Here is a 14,685-nt window from a genome sequence, read left to right as displayed (position 1 = left end):
GTTGGAATAGATCGTGGCGGATCGATCCTCGTAAGTAAACCAGATTTTCGAAACTTTCGACAATCTTGAACTGTGGTGTTCTGCGGCATTCGGGGCCTCACGGGCAACGCAGACGCGGCGCTTCTTTCGGCTTATTCTCCGCCCGGGTTCGCAACGGAGAAGTCCCAATGAAGAGCTACAAGGTCGTCGAGTTCGGCCAGCCCCTGCAGAAGGTTGAAGAGAGCAATCCCGCGCCCCAGGGCGCCGAAGTGCTGGTCAAGGTCACGGCCGCCGGCGTCTGCCACAGCGACGTGCACCTGTGGGAAGGCTTCTTCGACATGGGCGGCGGCAACAAGGTGTCGACGCAGAAGACGATGAACCCGCCGCGCACCATGGGCCACGAGATCGTGGGCGAGGTCGTGGCGCTGGGTCCCGATGCCAAGGGCGCCAGGGTCGGCGACAAGGCCGTGGTCTATCCCTGGATCGGCTGCGGCACCTGCTGGTACTGCGCCAATGGCCGCGAGCATCTCTGCCCGACGCCGCGTGCGCTCGGCGTCAACAAGGACGGCGGTTATGCCGACCATGTCCTCGTCCCCGACGCGAAGTACCTCTATCCTTACGGCGACATCCCGACCGAGCTGGCCTGCCTCTATGCCTGCTCCGGCATCACCGCCTTCAGCGCGGTCAAGAAGGCGGTCGGCGAGGATGCAGGCAAGCCCATCCTGGTGATCGGTGCCGGCGGCGTCGGTCTGATGGGCGTGAAGTTCGCCCAATCGGTGCTGGGCCATGCGCCGATCGTTGCAGACATCGACGAGAACAAGCGCAAGCTCGCCCTCGACAACGGGGCGGTCGCCGCCATCGATCCGCGCGACAAGGATGCCCGCAAGAAGGTCTTCGAACTCACCGGCGGCACCGGCGTGGGCGCGGCCATCGACTTCGTGGGCGCCGAGAGCACCGCACAGTTCGGCGTCAAGGCGCTGGCCCGCGGCGGCCGCCTGGTCGTCGTCGGCCTGTTCGGCGGCACCTTCTCGCTGCCGATGCCGATGTTCGCCTTCACCGGCTGCCAGATCGTGGGCTCCGTCACGGGCAGCCCGGGCGAGATGAAGGAAATGATGGACCTCGTCACCGCCGGCAAGGTGACGCCGGTGCCGGTCGTCAAGCGCACGCTCGACGAGGCCGACACGACGCTGCAGGAACTGCGCAAGGGCCTGATCATGGGGCGGGCCGTCCTCGTTCCGTGAGCCAGGCGACACGCGCCCTCGCCCACGCCTTCGACACCGGAGCGCTCGCCGCCAGGCGGGCGTTCTTCCTGCGCGCCGAGGATCCGCCCTTCGCGGAGATCGACGCGGAGCAGTCGTTCCGGCCGGCCTATCTGCGCCTGAAGCAGGCCGTGCCGCGGCTGGAGAGCGGCGGGCACGAACTCGGCCTCGTGCTGCTGACCAAGCACAAGGAAGAGAACTTCGCCAACATCGCGCGCGGCTGGGTGCTGCTCGCAGCCGGCGGCACGCTGGTCTGTGCCGGCGCCAACGATGACGGGGCGGCGAGCCTCGAGAAGCATGTCGGCAAGGCCTTCAGCGGCGTCGACACGCTCTCGAAGTACCACAGCCGCGTCTTCTGGTTCACGAAGGGCGAGCCCACACCGCCCGACTACTGGCAGAAGCTCACGACCCTGCAGCCGGTCGGCGACGGCTCGTGGCTGAGCCAACCGGGCGTCTTCTCGTGGGATCATGTCGACGACGGGTCCGCCCTCCTGGCGACCCATCTTCCGCACGACCTCTCGGGCCATGTCGCCGATTTCGGATGTGGCTGGGGATTCCTGACGCGGCACGTGCTCGCCACCTGCCCTGCGATCACAAAGATCGACGGCATCGACGCCGAGCACCGCGCCGTCGAAGCCGCCCGGGCGAACGTCCCCGATCCGCGGGCGACATTCCATTGGCTCGACCTGATCAACGAGCCGGCGCCCGCGGCCTACGACGCCATCGTCTGCAATCCGCCGTTCCATGCCGGGCGCGCCGCGGAGCCGGCGCTCGGCCAGGGCTTCATCGCCGTCGCCGCCCGCGCCCTCAAACCCGGCGGCCGCTTCTACATGGTGGCCAATCGCGGCCTACCCTACGAGCCGCTCCTGAAGGCGAACTTCGCATCGTTCGAGACGCTGGCCGACAACAACAAGTTCAGGGTGACGCTGGCGCGCCGTTGAGAACGGCGGCGATCAGGAACTCCCTGTTTCCTTCCGCGCCGGTGATCGGGCTCTCCGTCACGCCGAGGACGTGCCAGCCGGGTTGCTCGGCCAGCCACGATGAAATCGTCTCGACGACTTCGGCATGCAGTTCCGGTTCGCGCACGATACCGCCCTTGCCGACACGGCCCTTGCCGACCTCGAACTGCGGCTTGATCAGCGCCGCGAGATGCGCGCCCGGCGCGGCGAGAGCGAGAGCGGCCGGCAGGACGAGCCGCAGGCCGACGAACGAGGCGTCACAGACGACGAGGTCGATCGGGCCCGGAATCTCCGCCCGCGTGACGTCGCGGATGTTGGTCTTCTCCATCGACACGACGCGCGGGTCGGTGCGCAGTTTCCAGGCAAGCTGGTTGGTCCCGACATCGACGGCGTAGACCTTCGCAGCACCGCGCTGCAGGAGGCAGTCGGTGAAACCGCCGGTCGAGGAGCCGACGTCGAGCGCAGTGCGACCCGTCACCGGGATCGCGAAATGATCCAGCGCCTTCTCGAGCTTCAGCCCGCCGCGCGAGACATAGGGATGGAGCTGACCGCGCACCTCGATCGGCATGTCGTCGGCGACGGGCTGCCCCGCCTTCTCCAGCCGCCGGTCGTTCGAAAAGACGAGTCCGGCCATTACCAGCCGCTGCGCCGCCGCGCGCGTCTCCACGAGCCCCCGCTCGACCAGCGCCACATCCAGCCGCATCTTCGCCAATACTGTCTCCCTTCGGACGACCTGCTAGCATGCCCCTCATGAGCATGAAACTTCTGGAGGGCGAGCGCGCCCTGATCACCGGCTGCGCCGGCGGCATCGGCCGCGGCATCGCCAGGGCACTCAAGGCCGAGGGCGCGACCGTGCTCGGCAGCGACATCGCTGCCCCGCCCGCCGAGGACGGCATCGATTTCCTTGCCGCCGACCTGTCGAAGCGCGACGGCTGGAAGGGCCTGCTCGACGGGGCCGTGAAGAAGCTCGGTTCGATCTCCCTGTTCGTCCATGCGGCGAGCCCACGCCGTCTCGAGGTCGACACGCCGCTGTCGGTCAGCGAGGAGACATGGGATCTGATGACCGACATCAACCTGCGCTCCGGCTTCTTCCTCGCCCGCGAAGTCGGTCGTCACATGCGCGACAACAAGATCAAGGGCCGCATGATCCTGGTCACCTCGCAGCACCGCGAGACGCCGCGCAACCTGGCCCACTACAGCGCCTCGAAGGCCGGCATGACCATGGTCATGAAGGAACTCGCGCGCGTGCTCGCGCCCGACGGCATCCGCGTGAACGCGATCGCGCCGGGCGCGATTCCGGGCGGCGGCTTCGTGGCGGACAATCTCGCGGAGCTGGTCGCGCAAATCCCGCTCGGCCGCGCCGGCACGCCCGACGACATCGCACAGGTCGCCGTCGCGATTCTCTCGGAAAGATTTGGCCGCTATGTGGTGGGTACGACAGTAGAAGTTGATGGTGGATTGGGCCTCGCGAGCTGGATTCCTTCCAAGGCTTGACCTCGCTGGGCGGAAAGGTTGAGGTGCGGCCCGAAACGGAGGACTTCAACCATGACGCTTCGCATCAATTCGACTGCCCCGGACTTCAAGGCCGAAACGACCCAGGGTCCGATCGAGTTCCACAAGTGGATCGGCGACAGCTGGGCGATCCTGTTCTCGCATCCCAAGGACTTCACGCCGGTCTGCACCACCGAGCTGGGTTACATGGCCGGTCTCAAGCCGCAGTTCGACAAGCTCAACACCAAGATCGTCGGCCTCTCGGTCGATCCCGTCACCAACCACTCCAAGTGGGCCAAGGACATCGAAGAGACGCAGGGCCACGCCGTCACCTTCCCGATGATCGGCGATCCCGAACTCAAGGTCGCGACCGCCTATGACATGCTGCCCGAAGGCGCGGGCACGACGTCCGATGGCCGCACCGCCGCCGACAATGCCACGGTGCGTTCGGTGTTCATCATCGGCCCCGACAAGAAGATCAAGGCGATGCTCACCTACCCGATGAGCAGCGGCCGCAACTTCGACGAGGTGCTGCGGCTCCTCGAATCCTGCCAGCTCACCGCCCGGCACCAGGTGGCGACGCCGGTGAACTGGAAGAAGGGCGAGGACGTGATCATCGTCCCCGCCGTGTCGGACGAGGCCGCCAAGGCCAAGTACCCGAACGGCTGGAAGGCGCCGAAGCCCTACCTGCGCATCGTTCCGCAGCCCAAAGACTGAGATCGCAAATGACGTAAAGGTCCCTCACTCCGTTCGGGATGACACCGTTTGTTTGTTCGGCGCACTGCGCAGATTCCAACAAATTGTCATCCCGAACGGAGTGAGGGACCTTTCACTTTCTTGGAAGCGCCGGCGGAGGTGAAAGACTTGGGTGTCGAAGCTAAAGTCATCTCCTCCTATTGTCGCACTCCTACGCTTACTTGAGCTGCAGGTGACACGGGTATGACCAACGAACTCTGGCGCTGGTCGGCGGTCGACCTGGCGCAGGCGATCGCACGGGGCGCGGTATCGAGCGAGGGCGCGACGCGCTCCGTGCTGGGTCGCATCGAGGCCGTCAATCCGCAGGTCAATGCCGTCGTCGACGTCATGGCCGATGAGGCCCTGCAGGCCGCGCGCGAGGCCGATGCCGCCCGCCGCCGCGGCGCCGCCTGCGGCCCGCTGCATGGCGTACCGGTGACGGTGAAGGTCAATGTCGACACCAAGGGCCGCGCCACCACCAACGGCGTCGTAGCCTTTCGCGACCTGGTGGCGACCGAAGACAGCCCGGTCGTCGCCAACCTGCGCACGGCGGGCGCGGTCATCGTCGGGCGCACCAACACACCTGCCTTCTCTCACCGCTGGTTCACCGACAACGAACTACACGGCGCGACGCGTAACCCGTGGGGCAAGGGCCTGACGCCCGGCGGATCGAGCGGCGGCGCGGCGGCTGCCCTGGCGGCCGGCATGGGCGCCATCGCGCATGGCAACGATTATGGCGGGTCGATCCGCTACCCGGCCTATGCCTGCGGCGTGGCCGGCCTGCGGCCGACGCCTGGCCGCGTGCCGGCCTTCAACCCCTCTTCGACCGCCGAACGGCCGATCACGGCGCAGCTCATGTCCGTTCAGGGACCGCTGGCGCGCAGCGTCGCGGACCTGCGCCTCGCCTTAGCCGCCATGGCGATGGGCGATGCGCGCGATCCCAACTGGGTGCCGGCGCCGCTCATCGGGCCCGCGCCATCGCGTCCGCTGCGCGCCGCCATCGCGCCCGCCCCGTTCGACGACGTGGTGCCGGAGGTGCGCGCGGCGATCGTCGCCGCCGGCAAGGCGCTCGAAGCTGCGGGCTACGAAGTCGACGAGATCGCACCGCCGCAGCTGGGCGAAGCGGCAGAGCTCTGGCATCGCATGGTCGTCAACGACGAGCGGCGGGGCTTCGTCGCCACTGTGCAGGCGCTGGGCGACGCCGCGGCCCGGCGCAACGTCGAGGGCCATCTGCGCTACGTGCCGGAGGTCGATGCCGGCGGTCTGCTCGACGCCTTCGGTCCCCGCCTCGCCCTCATGCGGGCCTGGTCGCTGTTCTTCGCGAAGTATGCGGTCGCGGTCGTGCCGGTGTCGCACGTCCTGCCCTTCCCCGACGGGCTCGACCTGCAGGACCAGCCGGTGGTCGATCGCATGATGGCGGCGCAGCACTGCCTGCTCGCAACGCCCGTGCTGGGCTATCCCTCGGTATCGGTGCCGACGGGCCTTGCCGGTGGCACGCCGGTCGGGGTGCAGGTGATCGCGGCCCGCTTCCGCGAGGATCTCTGCCTCGATGCCGCGGAGATTGTCGAGGCCCACGCCCCCCGTCTCACGCCCATCGATCCGCGCGGTTAGCCGCGTGCGCGCTCGGTCTGTTGGCCCGAGCGCGGCCAGCGCGGTCGCCACGATCTGCGGCGCGTTGAGGCCGGCCCACTCGTATTGCCGGGCCGGCGAGGCACCGTCTCGCGCGGGCCAATTCGACACGCGGGAAGGACAGATTTTTCTCCGGTCCTACTCGCCAAAGGCGATGCCTCCCCCACGTGCCCCGGCCGGATAAATTCACCTCGAACGGAACCCAAGGAATCATGGATCTGGTTTTGCTCCACGCACTTCCATTCGACGGCTCCATGTGGGATCGGCAAAGGGACTTATTGCCGGTCACGAGCCATGCGCCGACGCTTTACGATCTCGGGAACACACTGCCGGAATGGGCTACAGCGGTCCTTCAGGGGGTCCGAAGCGACCGGCTGATCGTCGTAGGCAATTCGATTGGTGGCTCCTGTGCGCTGGAAATGGCAGCGCTGGCACCGGAACGCATCGCGGCGCTCGTGCTGATCGGCACGAAAGCTGGCCACAAGCCGGACCCATCTCTGCATGCCACCGCTCTTTCGACACTGTCGGGCCAAGGGATGGAAGCTGCATGGAACATATATTGGGCGCCCCTCTTCTCGACATCCTCCTCTCCAGAACTTCTCGTACATGCGATGCGCCTTGCTACCGCCATCGACGCGCGCAGGATCGCAAGGGGAGTGACTGCCTTTCATACGCGTCCAGGGCGCGAAATGCTGGTGCCTACGCTTCGCTGCCCAATCGTCTGCGTTTCCGGCGAGCATGATGTGGCCCCGGGCCTACTCACGACCCAAGCACAAGCGAACTCGGCGAAAGACGGGCGGTTGGTCGTCGTGCCGGACTGCGGACATTATGTTCCCCTGGAGCAGCCCGGCAAGATGAACGCCATCCTGCGTTCACTCGTTCACGAGCTGATGTCACCGCCAGGAAGCGTACGCGGGGTGGCCAGCTGACGACCGGCTGCATCTCAAAGCTTCGGCTTCGCATTCCATGTCGCCTCGGCTGGCGGACCCCACCCCCTCGGCATGTGCAGTGGACTACTGTGTCGGTCGCGAGCGCAAAACCGGCGGACGCAAAACGATCGCGCTCTTCACCCGCGCGCGCGCTCCGAGGATTGTCCCAGGGCGGCAAGCGCGGTTGCCACGATCTGCGGCGCGTTGAGGCCGGCCCATTCGTATTGCCGGGCCGGCGAGGCGTGATCGATGAAGCGGTCGGGCAGGACCATCGGCCGCACCTTGAGGCCGCCATCCAGCAGGCCCGACGTCGCGAGATACTGCAGCACGAAGCTCGCGAAGCCGCCGACCGAGCCTTCCTCGATCGTGATCAGCACCTCGTGCTCGCGCGCGAGGCGGCGGATCAGGTCGGTGTCGAGCGGCTTGGCAAAGCGCGCATCGGCCACCGTGGTACTCAGTCCCTTGGCGCCGAGATCTTCCGCCGCCACCAGGCACTCCTGCAGGCGCGCGCCGAAATTCAGGATCGCGATCTTGGTGCCCTCGCGCACGATCCGGCCCTTGCCGATCTCCAGCGGCGTCCCCCTGGCCGGCAGCTCGACGCCGACACCCTCGCCGCGCGGATAGCGGAAGGCGGAGGGTCTGTCGTCGATCTGGGCCGCCGTCGCCACCATGTGCATCAGCTCGAGCTCATCGCCGGCGGCCATGATCACGAAGTCCGGCAGGCAACCGAGATAGGCGACGTCGAACGAGCCTGCATGGGTGGCACCGTCAGCCCCGACCAGCCCGGCGCGATCGATGGCGAAGCGCACCGGCAGCTTCTGGAGGGCGACGTCATGCACGACCTGGTCGAAGGCGCGCTGCAGGAAGGTCGAGTAAATCGCCGCGAAGGGCTTGAAGCCCTCGGTCGCCAGGCCGGCGGCGAAGGTGACGCCGTGCTGCTCGGCGATCGCCACATCGAAGGTGCGCTCGGGAAAACGTTCGGCGAACTTTTCGAGGCCGGTGCCCGACGGCATCGCCGCGGTGATCGCCACGATCTTCTTGTCGGCTTCCGCTTCGGCGATCAGCGCCTTGCCGAACACCGCCGTGTATTGCGGCGCGTTGGCGATCGGCTTGGACTGCTTGCCGGTGATGACGTCGAACTTCACGACGCCGTGGTACTTGTCCGCACTCGCCTCGGCTGGGGGATAGCCCTTGCCCTTCTTGGTGACGACGTGGACCAGGATCGGCTTGTCGAGATCGCTGTCGCGGGCGTTCTTCAGGACAGGCAGCAGATGGTCGAGATCGTGACCGTCGACCGGGCCGACATAGTAGAAACCCAGCTCGTCGAACAGCGTGCCGCCGGCGACGAAGCCGCGGGCGAATTCCTCGGCCCGCTTGGCCGCGAGTTCCAGCGGCTTGGGCAAGCTCTCGGCGAAGGTGCGGCCGAGATTGCGCAGGGTGACGTAAGGCCGGCCGGACAGGAGGCGCGAGAGGTGACCCGAGAGGGCACCGACCGGCGGCGCGATCGACATGTCGTTGTCGTTCAGCACCACGATCAGCCGCGAGCGCAGGGCGCCCGCATTGTTCATCGCCTCGTAGGCCATGCCGGCGCTGAGCGCGCCGTCGCCGATCACGGCGACCACGTTGTTCGAGCCGCCGGCGAGGTCGCGCGCCACCGCCATACCCAGCCCCGCCGAGATCGAGGTCGAGGAGTGGGCTGCGCCGAACGGGTCGTACTCGCTTTCGGACCGCCGCGTGAAACCGGAAAGACCGCCCTCCTGGCGCAGGGTGCGAATCCGGCTGCGGCGCCCCGTGACGATCTTGTGCGGATAGGCCTGGTGGCCGACGTCCCAGATCAACCGGTCCTTGGGCGTGTCGAAGACGTAGTGCAGGGCCACGGTCAGCTCGACCACGCCCAATCCCGCGCCGAGATGGCCGCCGGTGACCGAAACCGCCGAAATCGTCTCCTGACGCAGCTCGTCGGCGAGCTGGCGCAGCTGGTCGGCGCGCAGGCGCCGAATGTCGGCGGGAACGTCGACGGTATCGAGGAGCGGCGTCGTACTCTGCCTGGTCATTGAACTATCATACTCCTGCACGGCACCCCGCGCCCCAACTTCAGCTGCGACGCGCCACGACGAATTCTGTGGCTTGCCTCAACAAATCCGCCGCCTCGCCGAAAGGCTCGAGATGCACGGCAGCCTGTCGCGCCAGAATCTCCGCCTGTGCCCGCGCCCGCTCGATCCCCAGGATGGATACGAAAGTCGCTTTCCCGGCCGCTTCGTCCTTACCCGTCGCCTTGCCGAGCTCGGCCGCATCGCCCTCGATGTCGAGCAGGTCGTCGACGATCTGGAAGGCGAGGCCGAGATCGTGAGCATACATCGAAAGCGCCGACCGGGCGTGGTCGCTGGCCTTCCCGAGGATGGCGCCCGCGGCGCACGAGAATGAGATCAACGCGCCGGTCTTCAAACGTTGCAGGTGCGTGATGGCGCCGATCGACTGATCGGAGCCCTCCTCCTCGGCCAGCAGGTCCAGCATCTGGCCGCCGACCATTCCGCGGGCCCCGGCAGCCTTTGCCAGCTCCGCGACCAGCGCCACCCGGACCGCCGGGTCGCCATGCGTGTCCTCGTGTGCGAGCACCTCGAAGGCCAGCGCCTGCAGCGCGTCGCCCGCCAGGATGGCCGTCGCCTCGTCGAACTGTCGATGGCAGGAAGGCTTGCCGCGCCGCAGGTCATCGTCATCCATTGCCGGCAGGTCGTCGTGGATCAGCGAATAGGCGTGCACGAATTCGATGGCGCTGGCGGTGCGCAGGGCGGGCAAGGTCCCGACCTTGAACAGGGTGGCACCGGCCAGCACGAAGAAGCCCCGCAGCCTCTTGCCGCCGCCCAGGCTGGAATAGCGCATCGCCTCGAAGACGCGCGCTTCGCCCGAGGCGCCGCTGGGCAGCAGGCGCTCCATGGTGCGTTCGACCGACTCGGCGGCAAACGAAAGCGCAGCGCCAAACCGGGTGTGCGACGACAACGGCATGGGGGTGAGGATCAGCCGAGATCGGCGGGCTGGGTCGCGACCGCACCGTCGGCGGAGAAGACGATCTTCTCCACCTTCATCTTCGCCTCGGAGAGCCGCTGCTCGCAGTGGCGCTTCAGCAGGGCGCCGCGCTCATAGGCCGAAATCGCCTCGTCCAGCTTCACCTGGCCGCGTTCCAGCTGCTGGACAATGCCTTCCAGTTCCTTGAGCGCATCCTCGAAGGAGAGCGCCGCAATGTCCTTTGGAAGTGTGGGTTCTTTGGCCAATTCCTGCCTCTCGAAGGGGTTGGTCTGCATGGTACCCGGCGGCGGCGAACATGTCGAAAAATGCCGCCCGCGTCACGAAAATAGACCGAAAATTCCCGAATCAGAGAGCAGAATGGCGCGAGTGCAACTGATGATACTCAATTCACGCATTAGTGACATGGCCGCCTTGCACGTTCGCAGGTCAAAACCCGCTCTGGCGCATTGCGGTCCAACTGAGGCGATGGCAGGTTCCGCTCCGCAAAGAAATAAACGGCCATTTACCAAAAGGAGCAAACGCCGATGGGCAACGTCAGTCATCTCGTAACGCGAACCGCGGCTTTCCAGAGCTCGCTTGAAAACGGCCTTGCAGAGGGATCGAGCAGCAAGGATCGGCAGTTTGTCACCGCGCTCGCCCGCGGCCTCGACATCCTGCGCGCCTTCCACGCCGGCGAGGGCATGCTGGGCAACCAGGAGATCGCCCATCGCACCGGCCTGCCGAAGCCGACCGTCGCCCGCCTCACCCACACGCTGACCGAGCTGGGCTACCTGAACTACATCCGCCGCTTCCGGAAGTACGAGCTGGGCGCCTCGGTCCTGGCGCTGGGCTATGCCGCGATCTCGAGCATGGACGTCCGCCGCGCCTCGCGTCAGCCGCTGGAGCAGCTCGCGCATGCCCTCAACGCGTCGACCGCGCTGGGCGGCCGCGACCGCCACTCGATGATCTACCTCGAAGCCTGCCGCGGCCCGTCCGTGGTGGCGATCACCCACGATGTCGGCACGCGCGTCCCGATGGCAAGCACGGCGATGGGCCGCGCCTACCTGTTCACGCTGCCGGACGTCGACCGCAACAAGCAGATCGACGCGATCCGCCGCCGCTGGCGCGACGACTGGACCAAGGTCAAGACCGGTCTCGAGCGCTCGTTCAAGGAACTGGCCGACCGCGGCTTCTGCGTCACCTGGGGCGAGTGGCTGCCCGAGCTCTGCGGCGTCGGCGCCCCCCTGCGCAATTCCGATGGTACGGCGGCCTATGCCGTCAACGCCTCGGCGCCGATCTACCAGATCAGCCGCGACCGTCTCGAAGCCGACTGGGGTCCGCGCCTGGTCAAGGTCGCACGCGACATCCGCACCGGCATGGCGGCCCAGCCGGCCATCTCGGCCTCGGCCGGGCCGGCGATGCGTCCGATGATGGGCAACGGTCATCGGCCGCCGATGTCGGCGATGGCGCGCCGCTAGGCGCGCCCTCCTTCCGAGGCTTTCCAGACATGGCGATCCAACGACCGGCCGACGCTCGGCCGGTCGCTCCTTATGTGTTCCGCGGCTTCAATGGCGTGATCGGCCATCAGGTCGTGGCGTGGCGTCCCGGCTTTGTCGAGATGCGTCTCGACGTGCGCGCCGAACTCTGCAACGCCAACGGCCTGCTGCATGGCGGCGTGCTGATGACGCTGCTCGACTCTGCGAGCGGCTTTGCCTGCACCTTCAACGAGACGGCGACGACGCGGCGGCTTTCCGTGACGCTGGCCTTCACCACCCAGTTCATCAAGGCCGGCCGCGAGGGCGACGTGCTCACGATCCTGGGCGCGTGGCGGCCCTCGACCAGCCAGAGCACCTTCGCCGCCGAGACCGAGATCTACAACCAGGCGAACGAGTTGCTCGCCACTGGCGCCGGCACCTTCCGCTATCTCAAGGGCGAGCGCAGCGACGGCACGCTCGAGTTCCTCGACCGGAAGGCCGCGGACTGATCATCCGGCCGCCGTCGACCGCAACTTGTAGCGCAGCCACATCGTGCCGCCTTCGAGTACGTCGTGGCTTACCAGCGTCATGCTCTCGATCGGCGCCGGCCCGAGGTCGGTGTCGCCCGAGTTGAACACGATGGGCCCACCGGTGCTGCCGTCGATCACGGGACAGATCACAAGGCTCAATTCGTCGATCAGCCCGGCGCGCAGGAAGGCGCCGTTCGCGCCGCCCCCGCCCTCCAGCATGATCCGCTCGATGCCCAGCTCGCGGTTGAGCGTCTCCAGCGCCGCCGCAAGGTCGATCTCGCTCTTGCCGGCAAAGATGTAGGAGACGCCGTCGGCCCGCAGGCCCGCCAGATGCCGGTCCGGCACGGCCTCCGTCAGGATCACGAGGATCGGATCGCCGCCGATGTCGCGGCGCGCCCACACCGCCTTGCCGTGCCCGTCGAGGAAGATCCCCCACGCCCGGGCCTCGCGCTGCGCAAACCAGTTCTCGCGCGGGAACGCCCGGTCGGTCGGCGGATAGTGTGGCTCCTTGCCCTTGGCGAATTCCTGCGCCGTCACACGCCCGCACAACCACGAGCCGCCGCCCATCTCGTCGTGCAGCCGCTCGAACAGGTTGGGCACGACATTGACCTTGGGCCGCCAGCGGCTGCCCCAGATGCGACCGTCGACGCTGCAGACCATGTGGCAGAGGACATAGGGACGCCGGTTCGTCGTCATCGAGTGTCTCCGAGAGTGCGGTCTGCTGCTGCTTTCCGAGCCAGGCAACAGCGACATTGGCTCGATCGCCGCCTATGCTGTCTTACGGCTCTTCGACCGTCTATTCGCATTGGCGGTCGCCTTTTGCAGGACTGCATCTATACGACCCTGCCAGCCAGGCCCACCGGACTTGAAATGCTGGAGAACCTCCGGGCTTAGACGGATCGACACTGGAATCTTGGTTGGCGCCTTCTGCGGTCCTCTCGTCTTGGGGAATGCCGCCCGGATATGCGCAGGCAGCTCGCTTGCAGGCCGCGCCTTTTTGAAGTCTGCCCTGGTCCACTCGGGATTATCGTCTCTATCAATCTTTCGGCGGGGCATAGCGGTCCAACTCCTTCTTGTGCGCCCGGCGGAGGCTGATCGCGCGCACGACGCCCTTCCGGTCCGTAAAGACAAGACAGTGGGCAACGCCATCGATCATGCCCCAGGCACGGTAACGAACTTCACCGTAATCAGTTCGATCGTCCTCGATGACAGCGAGGATTTCGAGATCGACCGCACGGGCGAGCGACATGCCGTGCTTGGCCATGTTGGCCTTGTCCTTGGTGGCATCGAACTCGACCGACATGTCTTGTATATACAATTTGCCATATCGCCGGTCAAACTCGAAGCAGCTTCAATCTGCAACGATATGAGCCTGCCCGATCAGAGATCGAATCCCGGCAACGACAACTGCCGTGTCCTCAACGGCAGGCACCCGACAAGACGGTGCGTCGCCCTGCCCAGCTGGCTGTGCACGAGGACGATCTCGCGTACCGTCCAGCCGATCGCCTTGATGCGGCGCTCAGGCAGGATCGTCTCGCTCCTCATGAGCGTCATGTGGGGCAGGAAGGCGCACCCTCTTTCCGCGCCGGGCGGGGTCAGCGCATCGCGCAGCCGGATCGATAGTTTTTTGAGCTCGGCGCTTCCCCTGCCGCCACACAGCACGAGGGCACCTCTGCCGAGAGACTTCGCGCACCTGAAGGAGATCCGGAACGGCGGCATCTCGACGGTGCCGGCCCGTCGCAGGATCGCGTCGATGTCCTGCGCCGTCGGGGGCACCACGTAGTCGCCGACACGCCACAGCGGGACGTGAAGCTGCTCCGGCGGGACGTCCGGTCCCGAGAGGCCTGCCTTCTCGCACAGTTTCCGCCGGGCGCTGCAGATCGCCTCCACCGTCTCCGCGTCGGGACGCACGGCGAAGGACAGCCGGTCGGTCGGCCTCACCGTAATCATGTCTCGTCCCGAACGTCGTCCCGGGAGGGATCAGGCCAGCGGCAGGCGCATCAGGTGGCGGTGCGTCGTCTGGCCGACCGGACTGTGAACCAGCACGATCTCGCGGACCGTCCAGGCGATGGGCTCAACCGGCTCGGCCTCGATGTGGCGGCCGTCGTGAAGCAGGGTCACGTGCGGCGTGTAGCGGCGGGCCGGCCGCGGCGTGTCGTCGAGCGCATCGCTCAGGCGCTGCTGCAGCACCTCGAGGCCGATGGTTGCCTCTTCCCCCGTGAGCACGAGCGCCCCGTTGGCGAAGCTGGTCAGCCGATCGAACGCGACGCGGAAGGACGGCATCGGAATCTCCCGGACGCGCGCCATCCAGCCCTCGATCTCGTCGGCATCCGGCAAGCCGTTGCCCTCGTGCACGGGCGCCAGGTTGACGTGGAAGTGCGCGGCCTTCAGCAGCCTGCCCGTCAGCCCATGGCGGGCCCGCCAGACGGCGGCACGCTGGGCGATCTTCTCCGCCGTGCCGGCATCCGGCACGACCGCGAAGAACAGACGGTCGGTGACGCGGGGTCCCGCCCGGCGAATCCCGGCATGACGTCTCAGGAGGCGGTCGACACCCAGCCGCGAGACGCCGTGGTGCGGCCAGCGTGGCAGGGAGCGGCCTGCGCCAAGCGTCTCACTTGTCCTTGCGAAAGATCCGCCCACAGCTTCCTCCCTGGCTATGTGTTCATGATATGTTCTCCTTCAGATCGAAGCAAGGG

Annotated in this window: 17 protein-coding genes; 8 read left to right on the top strand and 9 right to left on the bottom strand. The window is 66.9% G+C overall.

From position 1 onward, the window contains the following. Positions 1–167: 167 nt before the first annotated feature. Both Q7V45_RS15105 and Q7V45_RS15100 read left to right on the top strand, forming a co-directional pair. Positions 168–1,220, top strand: coding sequence for an alcohol dehydrogenase (locus Q7V45_RS15105; RefSeq protein WP_304853572.1), 1,053 nt, complete (start codon positions 168–170; stop codon positions 1,218–1,220). Next, positions 1,217–2,179 carry a class I SAM-dependent methyltransferase gene (locus tag Q7V45_RS15100; protein ID WP_304853569.1) on the top strand — a complete coding sequence of 321 codons (963 nt, stop codon included), beginning with the start codon at positions 1,217–1,219 and terminating at the stop codon, positions 2,177–2,179. Before Q7V45_RS15105 ends, Q7V45_RS15100 begins: the two co-directional genes overlap by 4 nt. Here the strand turns inward: Q7V45_RS15100 and Q7V45_RS15095 are convergent. Next, entirely contained in the window at positions 2,154–2,900 is a 747-nt protein-coding gene (locus Q7V45_RS15095) for a TlyA family RNA methyltransferase (protein WP_304853600.1), read from the bottom strand. The two genes, Q7V45_RS15100 and Q7V45_RS15095, sit on opposite strands and share 26 nt — an antisense overlap. A gap of 47 nt (positions 2,901–2,947) precedes the next feature. Here Q7V45_RS15095 and Q7V45_RS15090 point away from each other — a divergent pair, with 47 nt between their 5' ends. The 4 genes from Q7V45_RS15090 to Q7V45_RS15075 all read left to right on the top strand — a co-directional run bounded on the left by Q7V45_RS15090 (position 2,948) and on the right by Q7V45_RS15075 (position 6,981). Beyond that, a complete protein-coding gene (locus tag Q7V45_RS15090; RefSeq protein ID WP_304853566.1) occupies positions 2,948–3,691 on the top strand; it encodes an SDR family NAD(P)-dependent oxidoreductase in 744 nt (247 codons plus the stop codon). 51 nt (positions 3,692–3,742) lie between these two features. After that, entirely contained in the window at positions 3,743–4,405 is a 663-nt protein-coding gene (locus Q7V45_RS15085; RefSeq protein WP_304853563.1) for a peroxiredoxin, read from the top strand. Between the two features lie 222 nt (positions 4,406–4,627). Further along, positions 4,628–6,034, top strand: a complete 1,407-nt coding sequence (locus Q7V45_RS15080; protein WP_304853560.1) for an amidase family protein — start codon at positions 4,628–4,630, stop codon at positions 6,032–6,034. Positions 6,035–6,264: 230 nt separating this feature from the next. Next, positions 6,265–6,981: an alpha/beta fold hydrolase gene (locus tag Q7V45_RS15075; protein ID WP_304853557.1), complete on the top strand. Its 717-nt coding sequence runs from the start codon at positions 6,265–6,267 to the stop codon at positions 6,979–6,981. Between the two features lie 137 nt (positions 6,982–7,118). Here the strand turns inward: Q7V45_RS15075 and dxs are convergent, their stop codons facing one another. From dxs to Q7V45_RS15060, 3 genes are read right to left on the bottom strand one after another with little or no spacing between them, the layout of a single operon-like run. Further along, complete coding sequence (gene dxs, locus Q7V45_RS15070; protein ID WP_304853554.1) at positions 7,119–9,035, bottom strand: 1-deoxy-D-xylulose-5-phosphate synthase; 1,917 nt, start codon at positions 9,033–9,035, stop codon at positions 7,119–7,121. A 40-nt stretch (positions 9,036–9,075) separates the two neighbouring features. After that, positions 9,076–9,984 carry a polyprenyl synthetase family protein gene (locus Q7V45_RS15065; protein ID WP_304853552.1) on the bottom strand — a complete coding sequence of 303 codons (909 nt, stop codon included), beginning with the start codon at positions 9,982–9,984 and terminating at the stop codon, positions 9,076–9,078. Positions 9,985–9,995: 11 nt separating this feature from the next. Continuing rightward, complete coding sequence (locus Q7V45_RS15060) at positions 9,996–10,280, bottom strand: exodeoxyribonuclease VII small subunit (protein ID WP_370692605.1); 285 nt, start codon at positions 10,278–10,280, stop codon at positions 9,996–9,998. 249 nt (positions 10,281–10,529) lie between these two features. Here Q7V45_RS15060 and Q7V45_RS15055 point away from each other — a divergent pair, with 249 nt between their 5' ends. Then, positions 10,530–11,462 carry an IclR family transcriptional regulator gene (locus Q7V45_RS15055; RefSeq protein WP_304853547.1) on the top strand — a complete coding sequence of 311 codons (933 nt, stop codon included), beginning with the start codon at positions 10,530–10,532 and terminating at the stop codon, positions 11,460–11,462. 29 nt (positions 11,463–11,491) lie between these two features. After that, positions 11,492–11,968, top strand: a complete 477-nt coding sequence (locus Q7V45_RS15050; RefSeq protein WP_304853545.1) for a PaaI family thioesterase — start codon at positions 11,492–11,494, stop codon at positions 11,966–11,968. On the opposite strand, the gene Q7V45_RS15045 is transcribed toward Q7V45_RS15050, so the two are convergent. From Q7V45_RS15045 to Q7V45_RS15025, 5 genes are all read right to left on the bottom strand, one after another. Further along, on the bottom strand, positions 11,969–12,685 hold the full coding sequence (locus tag Q7V45_RS15045) for a dihydrofolate reductase family protein (protein ID WP_304853543.1): 717 nt from the start codon (positions 12,683–12,685) through the stop codon (positions 11,969–11,971). A 72-nt stretch (positions 12,686–12,757) separates the two neighbouring features. Further along, positions 12,758–13,045, bottom strand: a complete 288-nt coding sequence (locus Q7V45_RS15040; RefSeq protein WP_304853541.1) for a BrnA antitoxin family protein — start codon at positions 13,043–13,045, stop codon at positions 12,758–12,760. After that, entirely contained in the window at positions 13,026–13,292 is a 267-nt protein-coding gene (locus tag Q7V45_RS15035; RefSeq protein WP_304853538.1) for a BrnT family toxin, read from the bottom strand. Before Q7V45_RS15035 ends, Q7V45_RS15040 begins: the two co-directional genes overlap by 20 nt. Positions 13,293–13,369: 77 nt before the next feature. After that, positions 13,370–13,939, bottom strand: a complete 570-nt coding sequence (locus Q7V45_RS15030; RefSeq protein ID WP_304853536.1) for a 2'-5' RNA ligase family protein — start codon at positions 13,937–13,939, stop codon at positions 13,370–13,372. A 30-nt stretch (positions 13,940–13,969) separates the two neighbouring features. Next, positions 13,970–14,629: a 2'-5' RNA ligase family protein gene (locus Q7V45_RS15025; RefSeq protein WP_304853533.1), complete on the bottom strand. Its 660-nt coding sequence runs from the start codon at positions 14,627–14,629 to the stop codon at positions 13,970–13,972. Positions 14,630–14,685: the final 56 nt, after the last annotated feature.

Origin of the sequence: Reyranella sp. (assembly GCF_030651995.1) — a bacterium.
Lineage (GTDB): Bacteria > Pseudomonadota > Alphaproteobacteria > Reyranellales > Reyranellaceae > Reyranella.
This window is presented reverse-complemented; position numbering and strand designations above follow the sequence as displayed.

Bases quoted from the DNA above. Each gene is read 5' to 3' on its own strand.
- Q7V45_RS15105 (WP_304853572.1), top strand. From the start codon at position 168: ATGAAGAGCTACAAGGTCGTCGAGTTCGGCCAGCCCCTGCAGAAGGTT.
- Q7V45_RS15095 (WP_304853600.1), bottom strand. From the start codon at position 2,900: ATGCGGCTGGATGTGGCGCTGGTCGAGCGGGGGCTCGTGGAGACGCGC.
- Q7V45_RS15090 (WP_304853566.1), top strand. From the start codon at position 2,948: ATGAGCATGAAACTTCTGGAGGGCGAGCGCGCCCTGATCACCGGCTGC.
- Q7V45_RS15085 (WP_304853563.1), top strand. From the start codon at position 3,743: ATGACGCTTCGCATCAATTCGACTGCCCCGGACTTCAAGGCCGAAACG.
- Q7V45_RS15080 (WP_304853560.1), top strand. From the start codon at position 4,628: ATGACCAACGAACTCTGGCGCTGGTCGGCGGTCGACCTGGCGCAGGCG.
- Q7V45_RS15075 (WP_304853557.1), top strand. From the start codon at position 6,265: ATGGATCTGGTTTTGCTCCACGCACTTCCATTCGACGGCTCCATGTGG.
- dxs (WP_304853554.1), bottom strand. From the start codon at position 9,035: ATGACCAGGCAGAGTACGACGCCGCTCCTCGATACCGTCGACGTTCCC.
- Q7V45_RS15065 (WP_304853552.1), bottom strand. From the start codon at position 9,984: ATGCCGTTGTCGTCGCACACCCGGTTTGGCGCTGCGCTTTCGTTTGCC.
- Q7V45_RS15060 (WP_370692605.1), bottom strand. From the start codon at position 10,280: ATGCAGACCAACCCCTTCGAGAGGCAGGAATTGGCCAAAGAACCCACA.
- Q7V45_RS15055 (WP_304853547.1), top strand. From the start codon at position 10,530: ATGGGCAACGTCAGTCATCTCGTAACGCGAACCGCGGCTTTCCAGAGC.
- Q7V45_RS15050 (WP_304853545.1), top strand. From the start codon at position 11,492: ATGGCGATCCAACGACCGGCCGACGCTCGGCCGGTCGCTCCTTATGTG.
- Q7V45_RS15045 (WP_304853543.1), bottom strand. From the start codon at position 12,685: ATGACGACGAACCGGCGTCCCTATGTCCTCTGCCACATGGTCTGCAGC.
- Q7V45_RS15040 (WP_304853541.1), bottom strand. From the start codon at position 13,045: ATGCCCCGCCGAAAGATTGATAGAGACGATAATCCCGAGTGGACCAGG.
- Q7V45_RS15035 (WP_304853538.1), bottom strand. From the start codon at position 13,292: ATGTCGGTCGAGTTCGATGCCACCAAGGACAAGGCCAACATGGCCAAG.
- Q7V45_RS15030 (WP_304853536.1), bottom strand. From the start codon at position 13,939: ATGATTACGGTGAGGCCGACCGACCGGCTGTCCTTCGCCGTGCGTCCC.